This is a genomic window from Variovorax sp. YR634 (genome assembly GCF_900106655.1).
Classification (GTDB): Bacteria; Pseudomonadota; Gammaproteobacteria; order Burkholderiales; family Burkholderiaceae_C; genus Variovorax.
Genome location: NZ_FNOL01000005.1, coordinates 216,008 through 231,206 on the forward strand (window position 1 = coordinate 216,008; position 15,199 = coordinate 231,206).

Annotated in this window: 15 protein-coding genes, 1 tRNA gene and 1 pseudogene; 14 read left to right on the forward strand and 3 right to left on the reverse strand. The window is 66.7% G+C overall.

The genetic code is table 11. From position 1 onward, the window contains the following. Positions 1 to 23 precede the first annotated feature (23 nt). Genes purD through rng form a run of 8 tightly spaced genes read left to right on the forward strand, consistent with a single transcriptional unit; the run spans position 24 to position 6,844 of the window. A complete protein-coding gene (gene purD / locus BLV60_RS12025; RefSeq protein ID WP_093054657.1) occupies positions 24 to 1,322 on the forward strand; it encodes a phosphoribosylamine--glycine ligase in 1,299 nt (432 codons plus the stop codon). Next, a complete protein-coding gene (gene hemF, locus BLV60_RS12030; RefSeq protein ID WP_093054938.1) occupies positions 1,322 to 2,248 on the forward strand; it encodes an oxygen-dependent coproporphyrinogen oxidase in 927 nt (308 codons plus the stop codon). The genes purD and hemF overlap by 1 nt, the downstream gene beginning before the upstream one ends. Next, positions 2,245 to 2,877: a nicotinate (nicotinamide) nucleotide adenylyltransferase gene (nadD, locus tag BLV60_RS12035; RefSeq protein ID WP_093054659.1), complete on the forward strand. Its 633-nt coding sequence runs from the start codon at positions 2,245 to 2,247 to the stop codon at positions 2,875 to 2,877. Before hemF ends, nadD begins: the two co-directional genes overlap by 4 nt. Further along, the gene (rsfS, locus tag BLV60_RS12040; RefSeq protein ID WP_093054661.1) at positions 2,877 to 3,539 is read left to right on the forward strand and encodes a ribosome silencing factor; all 663 of its coding nucleotides are present in this window, start codon (positions 2,877 to 2,879) and stop codon (positions 3,537 to 3,539) included. Before nadD ends, rsfS begins: the two co-directional genes overlap by 1 nt. Continuing rightward, positions 3,536 to 4,003: a 23S rRNA (pseudouridine(1915)-N(3))-methyltransferase RlmH gene (gene rlmH, locus BLV60_RS12045; RefSeq protein WP_042579728.1), complete on the forward strand. Its 468-nt coding sequence runs from the start codon at positions 3,536 to 3,538 to the stop codon at positions 4,001 to 4,003. Before rsfS ends, rlmH begins: the two co-directional genes overlap by 4 nt. Beyond that, positions 4,000 to 4,704 (forward strand): phytanoyl-CoA dioxygenase family protein, encoded by a 705-nt coding sequence (locus BLV60_RS12050; protein WP_093054663.1) that lies wholly within the window; start codon positions 4,000 to 4,002, stop codon positions 4,702 to 4,704. Before rlmH ends, BLV60_RS12050 begins: the two co-directional genes overlap by 4 nt. A gap of 3 nt (positions 4,705 to 4,707) precedes the next feature. Then, positions 4,708 to 5,310 (forward strand): Maf family protein, encoded by a 603-nt coding sequence (locus BLV60_RS12055; protein ID WP_093054665.1) that lies wholly within the window; start codon positions 4,708 to 4,710, stop codon positions 5,308 to 5,310. Positions 5,311 to 5,317: 7 nt separating this feature from the next. After that, complete coding sequence (gene rng, locus BLV60_RS12060) at positions 5,318 to 6,844, forward strand: ribonuclease G (RefSeq protein ID WP_093054667.1); 1,527 nt, start codon at positions 5,318 to 5,320, stop codon at positions 6,842 to 6,844. A 3-nt stretch (positions 6,845 to 6,847) separates the two neighbouring features. On the opposite strand, the gene msbA is transcribed toward rng, so the two are convergent. Then, the gene (gene msbA, locus BLV60_RS12065) at positions 6,848 to 8,632 is read right to left on the reverse strand and encodes a lipid A export permease/ATP-binding protein MsbA (RefSeq protein ID WP_093054669.1); all 1,785 of its coding nucleotides are present in this window, start codon (positions 8,630 to 8,632) and stop codon (positions 6,848 to 6,850) included. A 254-nt stretch (positions 8,633 to 8,886) separates the two neighbouring features. Between msbA and tolB the strand changes: the two genes are divergently transcribed. The 5 genes from tolB to BLV60_RS12090 all read left to right on the forward strand — a co-directional run bounded on the left by tolB (position 8,887) and on the right by BLV60_RS12090 (position 12,402). Continuing rightward, positions 8,887 to 10,113 carry a Tol-Pal system beta propeller repeat protein TolB gene (gene tolB / locus BLV60_RS12070; RefSeq protein WP_218132221.1) on the forward strand — a complete coding sequence of 409 codons (1,227 nt, stop codon included), beginning with the start codon at positions 8,887 to 8,889 and terminating at the stop codon, positions 10,111 to 10,113. Between the two features lie 28 nt (positions 10,114 to 10,141). After that, on the forward strand, positions 10,142 to 10,657 hold the full coding sequence (gene pal, locus BLV60_RS12075) for a peptidoglycan-associated lipoprotein Pal (protein WP_093054673.1): 516 nt from the start codon (positions 10,142 to 10,144) through the stop codon (positions 10,655 to 10,657). Continuing rightward, the gene (gene ybgF, locus BLV60_RS12080) at positions 10,657 to 11,406 is read left to right on the forward strand and encodes a tol-pal system protein YbgF (RefSeq protein ID WP_093054675.1); all 750 of its coding nucleotides are present in this window, start codon (positions 10,657 to 10,659) and stop codon (positions 11,404 to 11,406) included. The genes pal and ybgF overlap by 1 nt, the downstream gene beginning before the upstream one ends. A gap of 19 nt (positions 11,407 to 11,425) precedes the next feature. Then, entirely contained in the window at positions 11,426 to 12,274 is an 849-nt protein-coding gene (locus tag BLV60_RS12085) for a tRNA threonylcarbamoyladenosine dehydratase (RefSeq protein ID WP_093054677.1), read from the forward strand. 52 nt (positions 12,275 to 12,326) lie between these two features. Then, positions 12,327 to 12,402 (forward strand) — tRNA-Lys (locus tag BLV60_RS12090). Positions 12,403 to 12,466: 64 nt separating this feature from the next. Here the strand turns inward: BLV60_RS12090 and BLV60_RS12095 are convergent. Then, positions 12,467 to 12,580: pseudogene (locus BLV60_RS12095) on the reverse strand (manganese efflux pump); the annotation flags it as partial. Positions 12,581 to 12,678: 98 nt separating this feature from the next. On the opposite strand from BLV60_RS12095, the gene chrA reads away from it, so the two are divergent. Further along, positions 12,679 to 14,049 carry a chromate efflux transporter gene (gene chrA / locus BLV60_RS12100; RefSeq protein ID WP_093054679.1) on the forward strand — a complete coding sequence of 457 codons (1,371 nt, stop codon included), beginning with the start codon at positions 12,679 to 12,681 and terminating at the stop codon, positions 14,047 to 14,049. A 54-nt stretch (positions 14,050 to 14,103) separates the two neighbouring features. Here the strand turns inward: chrA and BLV60_RS12105 are convergent, their stop codons facing one another. Beyond that, entirely contained in the window at positions 14,104 to 15,153 is a 1,050-nt protein-coding gene (locus BLV60_RS12105) for a DMT family transporter (RefSeq protein ID WP_256328997.1), read from the reverse strand. Between the last annotated feature and the right edge of the window lie 46 nt (positions 15,154 to 15,199).

The following is a 15,199-nucleotide window of genomic DNA, read 5'->3' on the forward strand; positions in this document are numbered from 1 at the left end:
CAGCGAGAAATGAAGGCCCGCGAATGAAGGTACTGGTAATTGGGGGAGGGGGCCGTGAACACGCTCTGGCATGGCGGCTGGCACAGGCTGCCCGGGTGAGCCGTGTATACGTGGCGCCAGGTAACGGCGGCACCGCAGCCGACGAGCGCTACGACTGCGTCGACATCACCGAGCCCGCCGCGCTGCGCGAATGGGCGATGAAAGAAAAGATCGCGCTGACCGTGGTCGGCCCCGAGGCGCCGCTGGCTGCCGGCGTGGTGGACGAGTTCCGCGCGCACGGCCTGCGCATCTTCGGCCCCACGCAGGCGGCCGCCCAGCTCGAAAGCTCGAAGGCCTTCTCCAAGGCCTTCATGAAGCGCCACAAGATCCCGACCGCCGAGTACGAGGCTTTCACCGACGCCGCCGCGGCGCATGCGTACATCGACGCCAAGGGCGCGCCCATCGTCGTCAAGGCCGACGGCCTGGCGGCTGGCAAGGGCGTGGTGGTTGCCATGACCGCAGAGGAAGCGCACGAGGCCGTCGACTTCATGCTGGTCGACAACAAGTTCGGCGTGTCGCACAACGAAGGCGGCGCGCGCGTCGTCATCGAAGAATTCCTGCAGGGCGAGGAAGCCAGCTTCATCGTGCTGTGCGACGGCAAGAACGTCACTGCACTGGCCACCAGCCAGGACCACAAGCGCCTGCTCGACAACGACGAAGGTCCCAACACCGGTGGCATGGGCGCGTATTCGCCCGCGCCGGTGGTCACGGCCGAGGTGCATGCGCGCGCCATGCGCGAGATCATCCTGCCGACCATCCGCGGCATGGAGAAAGACGGTATTCCGTTCACCGGCTTCCTCTATGCCGGTCTGATGATCGACGCCACGGGCCACCCCAAGACGCTCGAGTTCAACTGCCGCATGGGCGACCCCGAGACGCAGCCGATCATGATGCGTCTGAAGTCTGACCTGTTCGAGGTGTTCTGGCACGCCACCGACGGCACGCTCGACCAGGTCGAGCTGCAATGGGACCGCCGCGTGGCGCTGGGCGTGGTGATGGCCGCGCACGGCTACCCGCTGTCGCCGCGCAAGGGCGACCGCATCACCGGCATTCCGGCCGAGGCGCCCGATGCCGTGGTGTTCCACGCCGGCACGACGCTGGAAAACGGCGAGCTCAAGACCAGCGGCGGCCGCGTGCTTTGCGTGACTGTGCTGGCCGACAGCGTGAAGCAGGCGCAGCAGCGGGCCTATGAGGTTGCTGCGCGCGTCAACTTCGACGGCGCTCAATACCGCAAGGACATCGGATTCCGCGCGGTGCACGCGCGCAACACCCACGGCGCTTGATGCAGCAAACCAATCCGGCAGCGGTCGGCGAGTACCTGCGCGGACTGCAGCAGTCGATCATCGCGGCGGTCGAGAAGGCCGACGGCGGCACCTGCGTGCGCGATGCCTGGAAGAAAGCGCCCGGCGAACCGCTGCAGGGCCACGGGCTGACCTGCATCCTCGAAGGCGGTGAACTGTTCGAGCGCGCGGGCTGCGGCTTCTCGCAGGTGCGCGGACCGAAGCTGCCACCCTCGGCCACGCAGAATCGGCCCGAGTTGGCAGGTGCGCCTTTCGAGGCGATGGGCGTGTCGCTGGTGTTCCATCCGCGCAACCCCTACGTGCCGATCGTTCACATGAACGTGCGCATGCTGGCTGCGCGGCCCAAAGACGGTGCAGGCGGCGAGCCGGTCTGCTGGTTCGGCGGCGGCATGGACCTCACGCCGTGCTACGGCTTCGAGGAAGACGCGGTGCACTTTCACACTGTGTGCCGAGACGCGCTCGCACCTTTCGGCGACGACAAGTACCCGCGCTTCAAGACCTGGTGCGACGAGTATTTCTTCCTCAAGCATCGCGGCGAGCAGCGCGGCATCGGCGGCATCTTCTTCGACGATTTTTCCGAGGGCGGTCTCGAGAACGGCTTCGCGCTGATCCGCTCGGTGGGCGATGGCTTTTTGCCGGCGTATCTGCCGATCGTCGAGCGCCGCCGCGCCACGCCTTACACGGAGCGCGAGCGCAACTTCCAGCTTTACCGGCGCGGCCGTTACGTCGAGTTCAACCTCGTGTGGGACCGCGGCACGCACTTTGGCCTTCAGTCGGGTGGGCGTACCGAATCGATCCTGCTGTCGATGCCGCCGCTGGCCAGCTGGGCCTACCAGCAGCAGCCCGAGCCGGGCAGCCCCGAAGCCGCGCTGTACAGCGGCTTCATCGTGCGGCGCGACTGGTTGTGAACCGCTCCGGCACTGCGGTGCGTCGCATCGGCGTTTTCGGCGGCGCGTTCGATCCGCCGCACAACGCCCACGTCGCGCTAGCCGAAGCCGCGCTGGCGCAACTCGACCTTGCCGAACTGCACGTCATTCCCACGGGGCAGGCCTGGCACAAGAGCAGGGCACTCACGCCGAAGGAAGACCGCCTTGCGATGACGCGGCTGGCCTTCGCTGGCCTGAAAGGCACCGTCGTCATCGACAGCCGTGAAGTGCTGCGCGACGGGCCCACCTACACACTCGACACCCTGCACGAATTGCAGCGCGAGCAGCCCGGCGCACAGCTGGTCCTGATCATGGGCGCCGACCAGGCAAGCGCGTTGCCGACCTGGCACGGCTGGCAGGATATACTCGGCATTGCTATCGTTTCTGTAGCGTATCGCGCACTATCGACGAGCAACACTGCTCGTTTTGATCCGAAAATGCTTCCCGGCCTCCCGGCTGGCGCGCGTTTCGAGGCGCTCGAACTGCCACCTATGAACAACAGCGCCACCGAGATTCGGCGGCGCGCGGAGCTTGGCGTGGACATTTCCTCGCTGGTTCCGCCCACGGTTGCACGCTATATTGACCAACACCACCTCTACCGCTCTGCCTGATGACCACTGAAGCCGCCGCCAAGAAAGACACCCAGAAACTCCAGCGAGCCATCATCGATGGTCTCGAAGACGTCAAGGCGCAGGACATTCAGGTATTCGACACAGAACATCTTTCACCGCTGTTCGAGCGCGTGATCGTGGCGTCGGGCACCTCCAACCGCCAGACGAAGGCGCTGGCCGCCAGCGTGCGCGACGCGGTGCGCGAAGCCGGTTTCGGCAAGCCGCGCATCGAGGGCGAGGACAACGGCGAGTGGATCATCGTGGACTGCGGCGCGGCCGTGGCGCACATCATGCAGCCCGCCATCCGCCAGTACTACCACCTCGAAGAGATCTGGGGCGACAAGCCGGTGCGTGCAAAGCTCGGCGGCGCGAAGCCCGCGGTCGCCACCGCATCGAAGGTCGGCACCGAAGAGAAGAAGCCGGCCGCCAAGACGCCGACGCTGCGCCGCTCCAGCGCTGCCAAGACCGCGATCCGCGCGGCAGAACAAGAAGCCAAGGCTGCGAAGGCCCCGGCCAAGAAAACCGCTGCCAAGAAGGCGCCCGCCCGGAAGACCACCACCGCGCGCGTGCCGGTCAAGGTCGTCGGCAAGCCAGCTGCCAAGAAGCCCGCTGCAAAGAAGACGACGACGGCTGCCAGGAAGGCGCCAGCCCGCCGCGCATGAAGCTGCTGGTGGTCGCCGTCGGGCAGCGCATGCCCGATTGGGCACAGACTGCCTGGGACGACTACGCCAAGCGCTTCCCGCCCGAGCTCAAGCTCGAGCTGCGAGCAGTCAAGACCGAGCCGCGCGGCTCCAAGTCGCTTGAAACGCTGTACGCCGCGGAGCGCGAGCGCATCGAAGGCGCAATTGCGCGTGGCATGCGCATCGTCGCGCTCGACGAGCGCGGCACGGCGCTGACCACCAAGGCGCTTGCCGCGCGCCTGCAGGCCTGGCAAGGCGAGGGTGATGACGTCGCCCTGGTCATCGGCGGGCCCGACGGGCTCGACCCGGCCTTCAAGGCCGCGGCCCACGAACGCATCCGCCTGTCCGACCTGACGCTGCCGCACGCGATGGCGCGGGTGCTGCTGGTCGAGCAGCTGTACCGGGCGTGGTCGGTCAATGCGGGTCATCCTTACCACCGCGAATGACAAGCGCCGACGGGCAGGTCGCGTTGCTCGAGGAGAAGGGCCATGCGCTGCTGCCGGCGCAGTTGCCGTTTGATCTGCTGGACGCAACCGCGCAGTCGCTCGACCATTGTCTGGGGCAGGCGGCAGGCAGCCGCAACCTTCTGGCCCAGCCGCGGTGCAGTGAGATTGCTGTTCAGCTGAAAACACGGCTGGTCGGCATGGGCCTGCTCGATGCTTCATCGGTGGCCGTGCAATGCACGCTCTTCGACAAGACGGCCGACAGGAACTGGCTGGTCGCGCTGCATCAGGACACCTCGATTCCCGCCTCGGGCGCCGGCATGCCTGCCGTCCTCAAGGAGGGCGAGCCGTATGTGCAGCCGCCGGTCGACGTGTTGCGATCGCTGCTCGCCGTGCGGGTGCATCTGGATGATTGCGGCGTGGATGCGGGGCCGTTGCGCGTCGTATCGGGCAGCCACCGCGCCGGACGGCTGAGCGATGCCGAAGCGCAGGACTTGCGCGTCGAACATGGCGAGACGGCCTGCACGGCGGCACGGGGCGACGCCCTGCTGATGCGCCCCTTGCTGCTGCATGCGTCCTCCCGCACCCGGTCACCGGCTCGTCGCCGAGTCCTTCACTTTCTTTTCGGACCCGCGCGCCTGCCGCACGGACTGGTCTGGAACCGTACTGTGGCCGGCGGGCAGCCGGCCCTTCAGGAGAACTGAACCTTGCCGGACTTCATCTACCTCGCTTCGCAGAGCCCGCGTCGTGCCCAACTGCTCGGCCAACTCGGCGTGCGCCACGAACTGCTGCTGGCCGATGCCGACGAAGACGCCGAATCGCTCGAAGCCGTGCTGCACAACGAGGCCCCTGCAACGTATGTGCAGCGCGTTACGGCCCTGAAGCTCGATGCTGCCGTGGCCCGGCTTCAACGTCGAGACCTTGCCGACGCGCCGGTGCTCTGCGCCGACACCACGGTCGCACTCGGCCGCACCATCCTCGGCAAGCCCGAAGACGCGGCCGATGCGGCGCGCATGCTTCGTATGCTCTCGGGCGCTACGCACCGCGTGCTGACCGCCGTTGCGCTGCAGCATGGCGCACAACGCCACGCCGCGCTCAGCGTGTCGCGCGTGCGCTTCGCCAACATCACAGACGCCCAGATCGCCCGCTATGCGGAAAGCGGCGAGCCGCTGGGCAAGGCCGGTGCCTACGCCATTCAAGGCGCGGCGGCCGCGTTCATCGAGCACATCAGCGGGTCCTATTCGGGCATCATGGGCCTCCCCATGTTCGAGACAGCAGGGCTGCTTCGAAACGCCGGTTTCAATACTTGAGAATTCCATGCAAGACATCCTGATCAACTGGTCTCCGCAGGAGACCCGTGTGGCGCTGGTCGAGCACGGCGCGGTGCAAGAGCTGCACGTCGAGCGAACGCTGGAGCGAGGCTTGGTCGGCAACATCTACCTCGGCAAGGTGTCGCGCGTGCTGCCGGGCATGCAGTCGGCCTTCATCGACATCGGCCTGGAGCGCACGGCTTTCCTGCACGTGGCCGACATCGTGGCGCCGTTCACTCCGGGCTCGCGGCCCAGTGCGCCGGCGCCCGAGCGCGACCACCGCAACGGCGGGCCGATGGTGCCCATCGAGAAGCAGGTGTTCGAGGGCCAGTCGCTGCTGGTGCAGGTCATCAAGGACCCCATCGGCACCAAGGGCGCGCGCCTGTCCACGCAAATCAGCATTGCCGGGCGGCTGCTGGTGTTCTTGCCGCAGGACAACCACATAGGCGTGTCGCAGAAGATCCCGTCGGACCAGCGCGAGTCGCTGCGCAACCGCATGCTGGCGCTGATCGAAGCGGCCGCTGCGGCCGACAGTGGCGGCGTGGTGCCGGCCAACACCGGCGGCTTCATCCTGCGCACCAACGGCGAAGATTCCACCGACCCCGAGCTTGCCGAAGACATTGCCTACCTGCGCAAGACCTGGTCGCGCATCCGTGACGCCTCGATGCGCATGCCGCCGATGTCGCTGCTGCACCAGGACCTGAGCCTGCTGCAGCGCGTGCTGCGCGACATGACCAGCGAAGACACGCAGACCATCCGCATCGACTCGCGAGAGCAGTTCGAGGTGCTGCTGAAGTTCGGGCTCGAATTCATGCCCAAGGCGGCAGGCAAGCTGCAGCACTACAAGGGCGAGCGGCCGATCTTCGATTTGTATTCGGTCGACGAGGAAATCGCCAAGGCGCTGGGCCGGCGCGTCGAACTCAAGTCGGGTGGGTATCTGGTGGTCGACCAGACCGAGGCGTTAACCACGGTGGACGTGAACACCGGCGGCTTCGTCGGTGCACGCAACTTCGACGACACCATCTTCAAGACCAACCTCGAAGCGGCACAGGCCATTGCGCGACAGCTGCGGCTGCGCAACCTGGGCGGGATCATCATCGTCGACTTCATCGACATGGGCCGCGACGACCACCGCGAGCAGGTGCTGGCGGAGTTCCGCAAGCAACTGGCGCGCGACCGCGTGAAGACCACGGCCGGCGGTTTCTCGCAGCTCGGGCTGGTTGAGATGACGCGCAAGCGCACCCGCGAATCGCTGGCGCACATGCTGTGCGAGCCTTGTGCGGCCTGCGGCGGCCAGGGCATCGTGAAGACCGCGCGCAGCGTGGCCTACGACGTGATGCGAGAGATATTGCGCGAGGCGCGGCAGTTCACGCCGCGCGAGTTCCGCATCGTGTCGTCGCCGCAGGTGATCGAGCTGTTCCTCGACGAGGAGAGCCAGCACCTGGCGGGGCTGAGCGACTTCATCGGCAAGCCGATTTCGCTGCAGTCCGAGCCCGCGATCGGGCAGGGACAGTACGACATCGTGCTGCTTTAAGGCCTAAAGCGTCGGGTCTTGCCCCGGCGGCGCGCTGCGCACCGCCAGTGTCTGCAGCCGCGCGTAGAGGCCGTCCAGCGCCATGAGTTGCTCGTGGCTGCCTTGCTCGGCGATACGGCCTTGCTCCATCACGATGATCCGGTCGGCATGCTGGATGGTCGACAGGCGGTGGGCGACGATCAGCGTGGTGCGGTTCTGCATCAGCCGCTGCAGGGCGTCCTGCACCAGCCGTTCGGATTCGGTGTCGAGCGCCGAGGTAGCCTCGTCGAGCAGCAGCACGGGCGCATTCTTGTAGAGCGCGCGGGCAATGGCGAGGCGCTGGCGCTGGCCGCCCGAAAGCTGCGTGGCGTTGTGGCCGAGCACCGTGTCGAGGCCCTGGGGCAGGCTTTCGACGTGCGCGCTCAGATTGGCTGCCTCGATGCATTGCAGCACGCGCTCGCGGTCGATTTCGGCGCCCAGCGCCACGTTGGCCGCCAGCGTCTCATTGAGCATCACCACGTCCTGGCTCACCATGGCGAACTGGGCGCGCAGGCTTTTCAATTGCCATTCGCTGGTGTCGTGTCCGTCGAGCAGCACCTGCCCGCCGCTGGGCTGCACGAAGCGCGGCAGCAGGTTGACCAGCGTGGTCTTGCCCGAACCCGAAGGGCCGACGAAGGCCACCACCTGGCCGGGTTCGATGGTCAGGCTCACGCCGTCGAGCGCGCGCTGTTCGTCTTCGCCGCGGTAGCTGACTTGCACGTTGCGCAGTTCGATGCGTCCTTCGGCGTGTTCGACCTGGAACGTGCCTTGCGACTCAGGGGCCACGTCGTCGATCAGTATCAGTCCGCGCTCCAGTGCGGCGAGGCCTCGGGTGATGGGGCCGGCCACTTCGGCGAGGCGCCGGATCGGCGCGATCAACATCAACATGGCCGTGATGTAGGCGACGAAGCCGCCTACCGTGAAGCCCTGCTTGCCGCTTTGCCACAGCGCGATCATCACCACGATCGACAGCGCGAGCGACGCCATCATCTGCGTGAGCGGCGTGGTGGCGGCCTGGGCGATGGTCGACTTCACGGCCAGCCGGTTCAGGCGCTGGCTCAGTTGCTCGAAGCGGCGGCCCTGCGCGCCTTCCGCGCCGTGCAGGCGCACCACGCGGTGGGCGAGCACGTTTTCCTCGACCACGTAGGCCAGCTCGTCGGTGGCCTGCTGGCCTTGCTGCGTGAGGCGGTACAGGCGCTTGGAGAACACCTTCATGATCCAGGAGATGCTGGGCACCAGGAAGGCGACGATGAGGGTGAGCTTCCAGTTCAGGTAGACCAGATAGCCCAGCAGCGCGATCAGCGTGAAGCCGTCGCGCGAGAGTCCGAGGATCGCCTGTACCAGCAGCATCGCGCCGGTCTGCACTTCGTAGACCACCGTGTTCGAAAGGGTGCTGGCCGACTGCCGGGCGAACAGCGCGAGTTCGGCGCCGAGCAGCCGCTCGAACAACACCCGCCGCAGCTTCTGCATGCCTTCGTTGGCGATGCGCGACAGCGCGTACTGGGAAATGAACTGGGCGATGCCGCGCACTGCAAACAGCAGCAGCACGGCGGCGGGCACGAACCACAAGGGCATCTCGCCGCGCGTGAAGCCCCGGTCGAGCAGGGGCTTCAGCAGGGCGGCCATCAGCGGTTCGGTGATTGCTGCCAGCATCGCTCCGCTCAGTCCGAGGGCCCACCATTGGCGGGAGCCGCCAAACCAGGTCATGAGTCGCGCCATACGGCGCATCAGGGGAGGGCGTACGTTCTCGCCGCCGGGGGGTGCTTGCATGGCGGCGGATTCTACGGGGGCCCTTATTCAGGGCCTTCCGCAGGTGCTTCTGTAGGACCGCGCCGCCGGATAAACGTTTTGTGACGGCGGCTTCAAGCCAGTGTGTAACATGTGGCCCGTTACAGCCGGGGAGAACTTTTTACCCGGAAACCTCTCCGAACCGCATGAACAAGCCGTTGCCAACTCTAATTCCAACTCCTTCTTCATCGTTATTTGCACGCCGCACGCTCATCGCGGCTCTCGCTGCCACTCCCATGCTTCCTGCACTGGCCCAGTTCCGGGTCGAGGTGTCGGGCGTCGGGCTCACGCAGCTGCCGATTGCGCTCGTTCCTTTCAAGGGCCAGGAAGGCTCGCCCCAGAAGATCTCGGACATCGTCCAGGCCGACCTGGAACGCAGTGGCCAGTTCCGCGGCGTCGACGCTTCGGGCCAGGCGCTGGATGAGGCCTCGCGTCCCGACCTGTCGCTGTGGCGCCAGCGCACGGCCGATTCGCTCGTGGTGGGCAGCGTCAACCGGCTGGCCGACGGCCGCTTCGACGTGCGCTTCCGCCTGTGGGACGTGGTGAAGGGGCAGGACCTGGGTGGCCTGAGCTACACAGTGCCTCAAGGCGACCTGCGCCTTGCCTCGCACCGCATTGCCGACTACGTGTACGAGAAGCTGACCGGCGAAAAAGGCATTTTCTCGACCCGCATCGCCTACGTCACCAAGGGCGGCAGCCGCTACTCGCTGTGGGTGGCCGACGCCGACGGCGAGAACGCCCAGGCCGCGCTCGCCAGCCCCGAACCCATCATCTCGCCCTGCTGGTCGTCGAACGGGCAACAGCTGGCGTATGTGTCCTTCGAGTCGCGCAAGCCTGTCGTGTACGTGCACAACGTGGCCACCGGCCAGCGCCGGCTGCTTGCGAACTTCAAGGGTTCCAACAGCGCGCCGGCCTGGGCGCCAGACGGCAATTCGCTTGCCGTCACGCTCAGCCGCGATGGCGGCTCGCAGCTGTTCTCCATTCCGGCCAGCGGTGGCGAACCGCGCCGCCTGACGCAAAGCTCCAGCATCGACACCGAGCCGGTGTACTCGGCCGACGGCGGCACCATCTATTTCGTAAGCGACCGCGGCGGTGCGCCCCAGATCTACAAGATGAGCGCCGGTGGCGGCAACCCGACGCGGGTGACCTTCAGCGGCACCTACAACATTTCTCCGTCTGTCAGCGGCGATGGCCGGTGGTTGGCCTACATCTCTCGAGTGGGCGGTGCCTTCAAACTCCATGTGATGGAGTTGGCAACCGGCAACGTCAGCGCAATCACCGACACCTCCGCGGACGAAAGTCCAAGTTTTGCCCCGAACAGCAAGCTGATCGTCTATGCAACGCAATTGCAGGGCCGCGAAGCCCTGATGACGACCACGCTCGATGGAAAAATAAAGGCACGACTGGCGGGACAGGCGGGAGACATCAGGGAACCGGACTGGGGTCCGTTTCAAAAGCAATGACCAAGGTTTATTTGAGGAGTTTGAAAATATGTTGAAACGTACGATTTATTCGCTGGCCATCGTGGCTCTCATCGCCGGTTGCTCGTCGGGCACCAAGCTCAACGAAACGCCGGTGACCGACCGTTCCGGCACGGCCGGTGGCCAGCAAGGCGCCAGCACCGTGGCACCTGTCACCATTGATCCGACCGCGGGCACCGCGCAAGGTCCGATTGGCGTCGAGCGCATCGTGTATTTCGACTACGACAGCTACACGGTCAAGCCCGAGTTCCAGTCGCTGATCGACGGCCACGCCAGGTTCCTCAAGGCCAACCCGCAACGCCGCGTCTCGATCGAAGGCCACACCGACGAACGTGGCGGCCGCGAGTACAACCTTGCACTCGGCCAGAAGCGTTCCGAAGCCGTGCGCCGCGCGCTGACCCTGCTGGGCGTGAGCGACAGCCAGATCGAAGCCGTGAGCTTCGGCAAGGAAAAGCCTGCCGTCACGGGTTCGGGTGAAGAAGTGTGGGCGCAGAACCGCCGCGCCGAAATCCGCTACACCCGGTGATGCCACGCGCCATGCTGCGAGGCGCGGCGCTGGCTGCCGCCTTGCTCTGCGTCTCGATGGGGTCGCAGGCTGCACTGTTCGAGGATGACGAGGCTCGCCGCGCCATCCTCGACTTGCGCCAGCGCGTCGAGGCCATGCGCCAGCAGACCGACCAGCGGCTGACCGACGAGAACGGCCAGCTGCGCCGCAGCCTGCTCGACCTGCAGAACCAGATCGAGCAGATGCGTGGCGACCTGGCGCGCATGACCGGCCAGAACGAGCAGCTCACCCGCACGGTGAGCGAGATGCAGTCGCGCCAGACCACCATCGACGACAAGCTCAAGCAGAGCGAGCCTTCGAAGGTGTCGGTGGACGGCCGCGAGTTCACCGCCGATCCCAAGGAAAAGGCCGACTTCGACGCCGCCCTCGGCGTGTTCCGCTCGGGCCAGTTCGCGCAGGCGCAGACCGCGTTTGCCGAGTTCGTCAAGCGCTATCCGCAAAGCGGCTACAACGCCTCGGCGCTGTTCTGGCTCGGCAATGCGCAGTACGCCACGCGTAACTACAACGAGGCCATCGCGAACTTCCGCTCCATGCTCTCGCTCGCGCCCGACCATGCCAAGGCCCCCGAGGCCGTGCTGTCGATCGCGAACTGCCAGATCGAGCTGAAGGACACGCGCGCCGCGCGCCGCACGCTGGAAGACCTGACCAAGGCCTATCCGCAGTCGGAAGCCGCACAGGCCGGCCGCGAGCGCCTCTCGCGCCTGCGTTGATGCCGGCGGAGCTTTCCGCTTGAGCGCCATCATCGCTGCCGCGTTCACCACTCCTCCTACCGCCGCGGATGTCGTCACCGACACCGCGGCGCCTGACTTTGCGCGCCGCTTCGGCGGGCTCGAGCGGCTGTATGGCGTGGCTGGTGCCGCGCACATCCGCAACGCGCACGTGCTGGTCGTTGGCATCGGCGGCGTGGGCTCGTGGGCGGTCGAGGCGCTGGCGCGCAGCGGGGTGGGGCGGCTGACCATGATTGACCTCGACCACGTGTCGGAGTCGAACATCAACCGCCAGATCCACGCGCTCGACGCGACCGTGGGACAGGCCAAGGTCGAAGCCATGCGCGACCGCATCGCGCAGATCAACCCCGAGTGCAAGGTGCAGGCGATCGACGAGTTCGTCGAGCCCGGCAACTGGCTCTCGCTGCTCGACACGGCACAGGCTGCGAACGGGCCGGCAACGGCCGTCATCGATGCCTGCGACCAGGTGAAGGCCAAGGTGGCCATGGCGGCATGGGCGCGTGCATCGTCGCGCACGGCGTTCATCACGGTGGGCGCGGCGGGCGGCAAGCGGCAGGCGCACAAGGTCGACATCGACGATCTATCGCTCGTCACGCACGACCCGCTGCTTGCGCAGTTGCGTCAGCGCCTGCGCAAGGAGCATGGCGCCCCGCGCGAAGGCCGCAAGATCGGCGTTGCCTGCGTCTTCAGCCGCGAAAGCGTGGCGCCGCCGGATGCGTCGTGCGCAATCGAAGGCGACGGTTCGCTCAACTGTCACGGCTACGGCTCGGTGGTGAGCGTGACAGCAACCTTCGGTCAATGTGCTGCAGGTTGGGTGCTCGACAAAATCGCGTCAAACGTCGCGCTATAATCTTTGGCTTTGCCGGATTCAACGTCGGCAAGAGCAAGAATAAAAATGGTTTGGGACGTTAGCTCAGTTGGTAGAGCAGCGGACTTTTAATCCGTTGGTCACTGGTTCGAATCCAGTACGTCCTACCAAACTTTCAAGAATCCCCGCCTGCCTTGTGCACGCGGGGATTTTTTCTGCGCGATCAAGCCAGACGTTCAGGTGCTCATAGAGGATCAACACGCCGATCCCGATCAGCACGAGGCTGCCGATGATCTCCGCTCGCTTGCCGAGCACCGCGCCCAATACGCGCCCCACCATCACGCCGATAGGTCTGCTACGATTTCGGTCCCGGGGAAACAGCCTCCCGGTCTGCAAAGTAAGACGGTGTCCCGTCCAAGCGCTGGCGACTCATAACGGAGCTATCCGTGGACACCGTACTGCCTGACTCCTCTCCCGCGCATTCCGCGCCAATCCAGCCCGTCTCCTTCGCCGAAGCATTCCGCTTCTGGCTCAAGCTCGGCTTCATCAGCTTCGGCGGTCCTGCCGGGCAGATCGCGATCATGCACACCGAGCTGGTCGAGCGGCGGCGCTGGATCAGCGAGAAGCGCTTTCTGCACGCGCTCAACTACTGCATGCTGCTGCCCGGGCCGGAGGCCCAGCAGCTGGCCACCTACATCGGCTGGCTGATGCACCGCACCTGGGGCGGCATCGTCGCCGGCGCGCTGTTCGTGCTGCCGTCGCTGTTCATCCTGATCGCGCTGTCCTGGATCTACATGGCCTACGGCAATGTGCCCGCGGTGGCCGGCATCTTCTACGGCATCAAGCCGGCCGTCACTGCGCTGGTGCTGCACGCGGCCCATCGCATCGGCACGCGTGCGCTGAAGAATCGGTGGATGTGGGGCATTGCGGGCGCGGCCTTCGTGGCCATCTTCGCCTTCGACACGCCGTTCCCGGCGATCGTGATCGGGGCTGCGCTGATCGGCCATTTCGGGGCGCGCCGGGCGCCGGGCGTGTTCGCGCTGGGCGGTGGCCATGGCGGCGCCAATCAGGGCTACGGACCGGCGCTGATCGATGACGACACGCCGCCCCCCGCGCATGCCCGCTTCACGCGTGGCCGCCTTGCCAATGTATTGGCAGTGGGACTCGGCCTGTGGGCCCTGGCGATGGGCGTGCTCGTGGCCACGCAGGGCTGGCAGAGCGCGCTGGCGCAGATGGGCTGGTTCTTCACCAAGGCTGCGCTGCTGACCTTCGGCGGCGCCTACGCCGTTCTGCCTTATGTGTACCAGGGGGCGGTCGAGCATTACCACTGGCTCAACGGCACGCAGATGATCGACGGCCTGGCGCTCGGCGAGACCACGCCCGGGCCGCTGATCATGGTGGTGGCCTTCGTCGGCTTCGTGGGCGGCTGGCTGCAGCAGATCGCGGGGCCGGGCGCCTTGTTCGTCGGCGGGGCGTTGGCGGCCACGGTGGTGACTTTCTTCACCTTCCTGCCGTCGTTCGTTTTCATCCTCGCGGGTGGGCCGCTGATCGAGGCCACGCACGGCAAGCTCGGGTTCACCGCGCCGCTGTCGGCGGTCACGGCCGCGGTGGTCGGCGTGATCCTGAATCTCGCGCTGTTCTTCGCGTACCACGTGCTGTGGCCGCAGGGTTTCGGTGGGCGCTTCGACGCGCTGTCCGCGGTCATCGCGGTGGCGGCGGCCGTGGCGCTCTTTCGCTTCAAGGTCGGCGTGATGCCGCTGCTCGGTGCCTGCGCGGCCGTCGGGCTGCTGGCGACCCTGGTGCCCGGGCTGCGCTGAGGAGCTGCGCGCGGCCGGCTGGTCTTGCGCTTCATCGAGCCCGAGGGGTCTTCTTCAGTGCGGATGCGCGTGGTGCGCGTCCGGCACGTGCGCATGCGTGTGGTGCAGCGGCGTGTGGTGGTGCGGGTGGCTGTGCTCGCCCACCGGCATCGGGTCGTGCGTATGGTCGTGATGCCCGTCGTCGTGCCGGTGCGCGTGTTCGTGGTCGAGCGGCTCGTGGTCGTGTGCATGGCCGTGGGATTCGGCCAGGTGCAAGGCAACGCCGGCAAGCATCAGCAAGCCGCCGGTCGCCATGCCCCAGCTCAAGGCACGGTCCCCCAGCGCGATGGCGACCACTGCGCCGATGAACGGTGCGAAGGCGAACACCGAGCCCGTGCGCGCCGCGCCGAAGGCACGTTGCGCCAGCAGGTAGAGCCGCAGGCTGAGCCCGTAGCCGCTGGCACCGATGGCGAGCAGTGCCAGGGCCGCGGTCCAGCCGGGCAGCGGTTCGCCGGTCGCAATTGCGAGCAGGGCGGTCGCGCCCGCGCCCAGCAGCGACTTGCCGAGCACCACCTGGCCGGGATCGCGCTCGGCCAGCGCGCGCGACAGGGTGTTGTCGATGCCCCAGGCAGCCGTGGCAGCCAGCACCGCGAGCAGGCCCAGCAGCTGCACGCCGCCGCTCAGGCCCCGGTCGATCACCAGCACCATGCCGCCCGCGAGCAGCAATAGCATCGCGCTCCACACCCGGCGGTCCATCACCTCGCGGTAGAGCGTGCGCGCCAGCACTGCGGTGAACAGCGCTTCGAGCGCGAGCATGAGCGAGGCGCTGGTGCCGCTGGTGTGCTGCAGGCCCCAGGCGAGCGCCACGGGGCCGATGACGGCGCCGAACAGCGCCATCCACGACAGCCGCTTCAGGTCGGCGCGGCGCAGCGCCGCTTCGCGTTCTACCGGCTGGCGCAGCCAGGCGCCCATGAACGCGGCGCCGGCGTAGAGCAGGGCAGCAGTGGTGAAGGCGCCGAGTTCCGCACCCGCACGCTGGACCAACGGCGTGCTGATGCCGAAGAGTGCCGCGGCCGCGAGGGCCAGCAGGCCGCCGCGCAGTGCAGGGAGATGGAAGAGGGGCACGTCTTCAGTCCTTCAAGAGTCATTGCTGCAATTCTGAAACGAAAAA

Bases quoted from the DNA above. Each gene is read 5' to 3' on its own strand.
- purD (WP_093054657.1), top strand. From the start codon at position 24: ATGAAGGTACTGGTAATTGGGGGAGGGGGCCGTGAACACGCTCTGGCA.
- hemF (WP_093054938.1), top strand. From the start codon at position 1,322: ATGCAGCAAACCAATCCGGCAGCGGTCGGCGAGTACCTGCGCGGACTG.
- rsfS (WP_093054661.1), top strand. From the start codon at position 2,877: ATGACCACTGAAGCCGCCGCCAAGAAAGACACCCAGAAACTCCAGCGA.
- rlmH (WP_042579728.1), top strand. From the start codon at position 3,536: ATGAAGCTGCTGGTGGTCGCCGTCGGGCAGCGCATGCCCGATTGGGCA.
- BLV60_RS12050 (WP_093054663.1), top strand. From the start codon at position 4,000: ATGACAAGCGCCGACGGGCAGGTCGCGTTGCTCGAGGAGAAGGGCCAT.
- rng (WP_093054667.1), top strand. From the start codon at position 5,318: ATGCAAGACATCCTGATCAACTGGTCTCCGCAGGAGACCCGTGTGGCG.
- msbA (WP_093054669.1), bottom strand. From the start codon at position 8,632: ATGCAAGCACCCCCCGGCGGCGAGAACGTACGCCCTCCCCTGATGCGC.
- tolB (WP_218132221.1), top strand. From the start codon at position 8,887: ATGCTTCCTGCACTGGCCCAGTTCCGGGTCGAGGTGTCGGGCGTCGGG.
- pal (WP_093054673.1), top strand. From the start codon at position 10,142: ATGTTGAAACGTACGATTTATTCGCTGGCCATCGTGGCTCTCATCGCC.
- ybgF (WP_093054675.1), top strand. From the start codon at position 10,657: ATGCCACGCGCCATGCTGCGAGGCGCGGCGCTGGCTGCCGCCTTGCTC.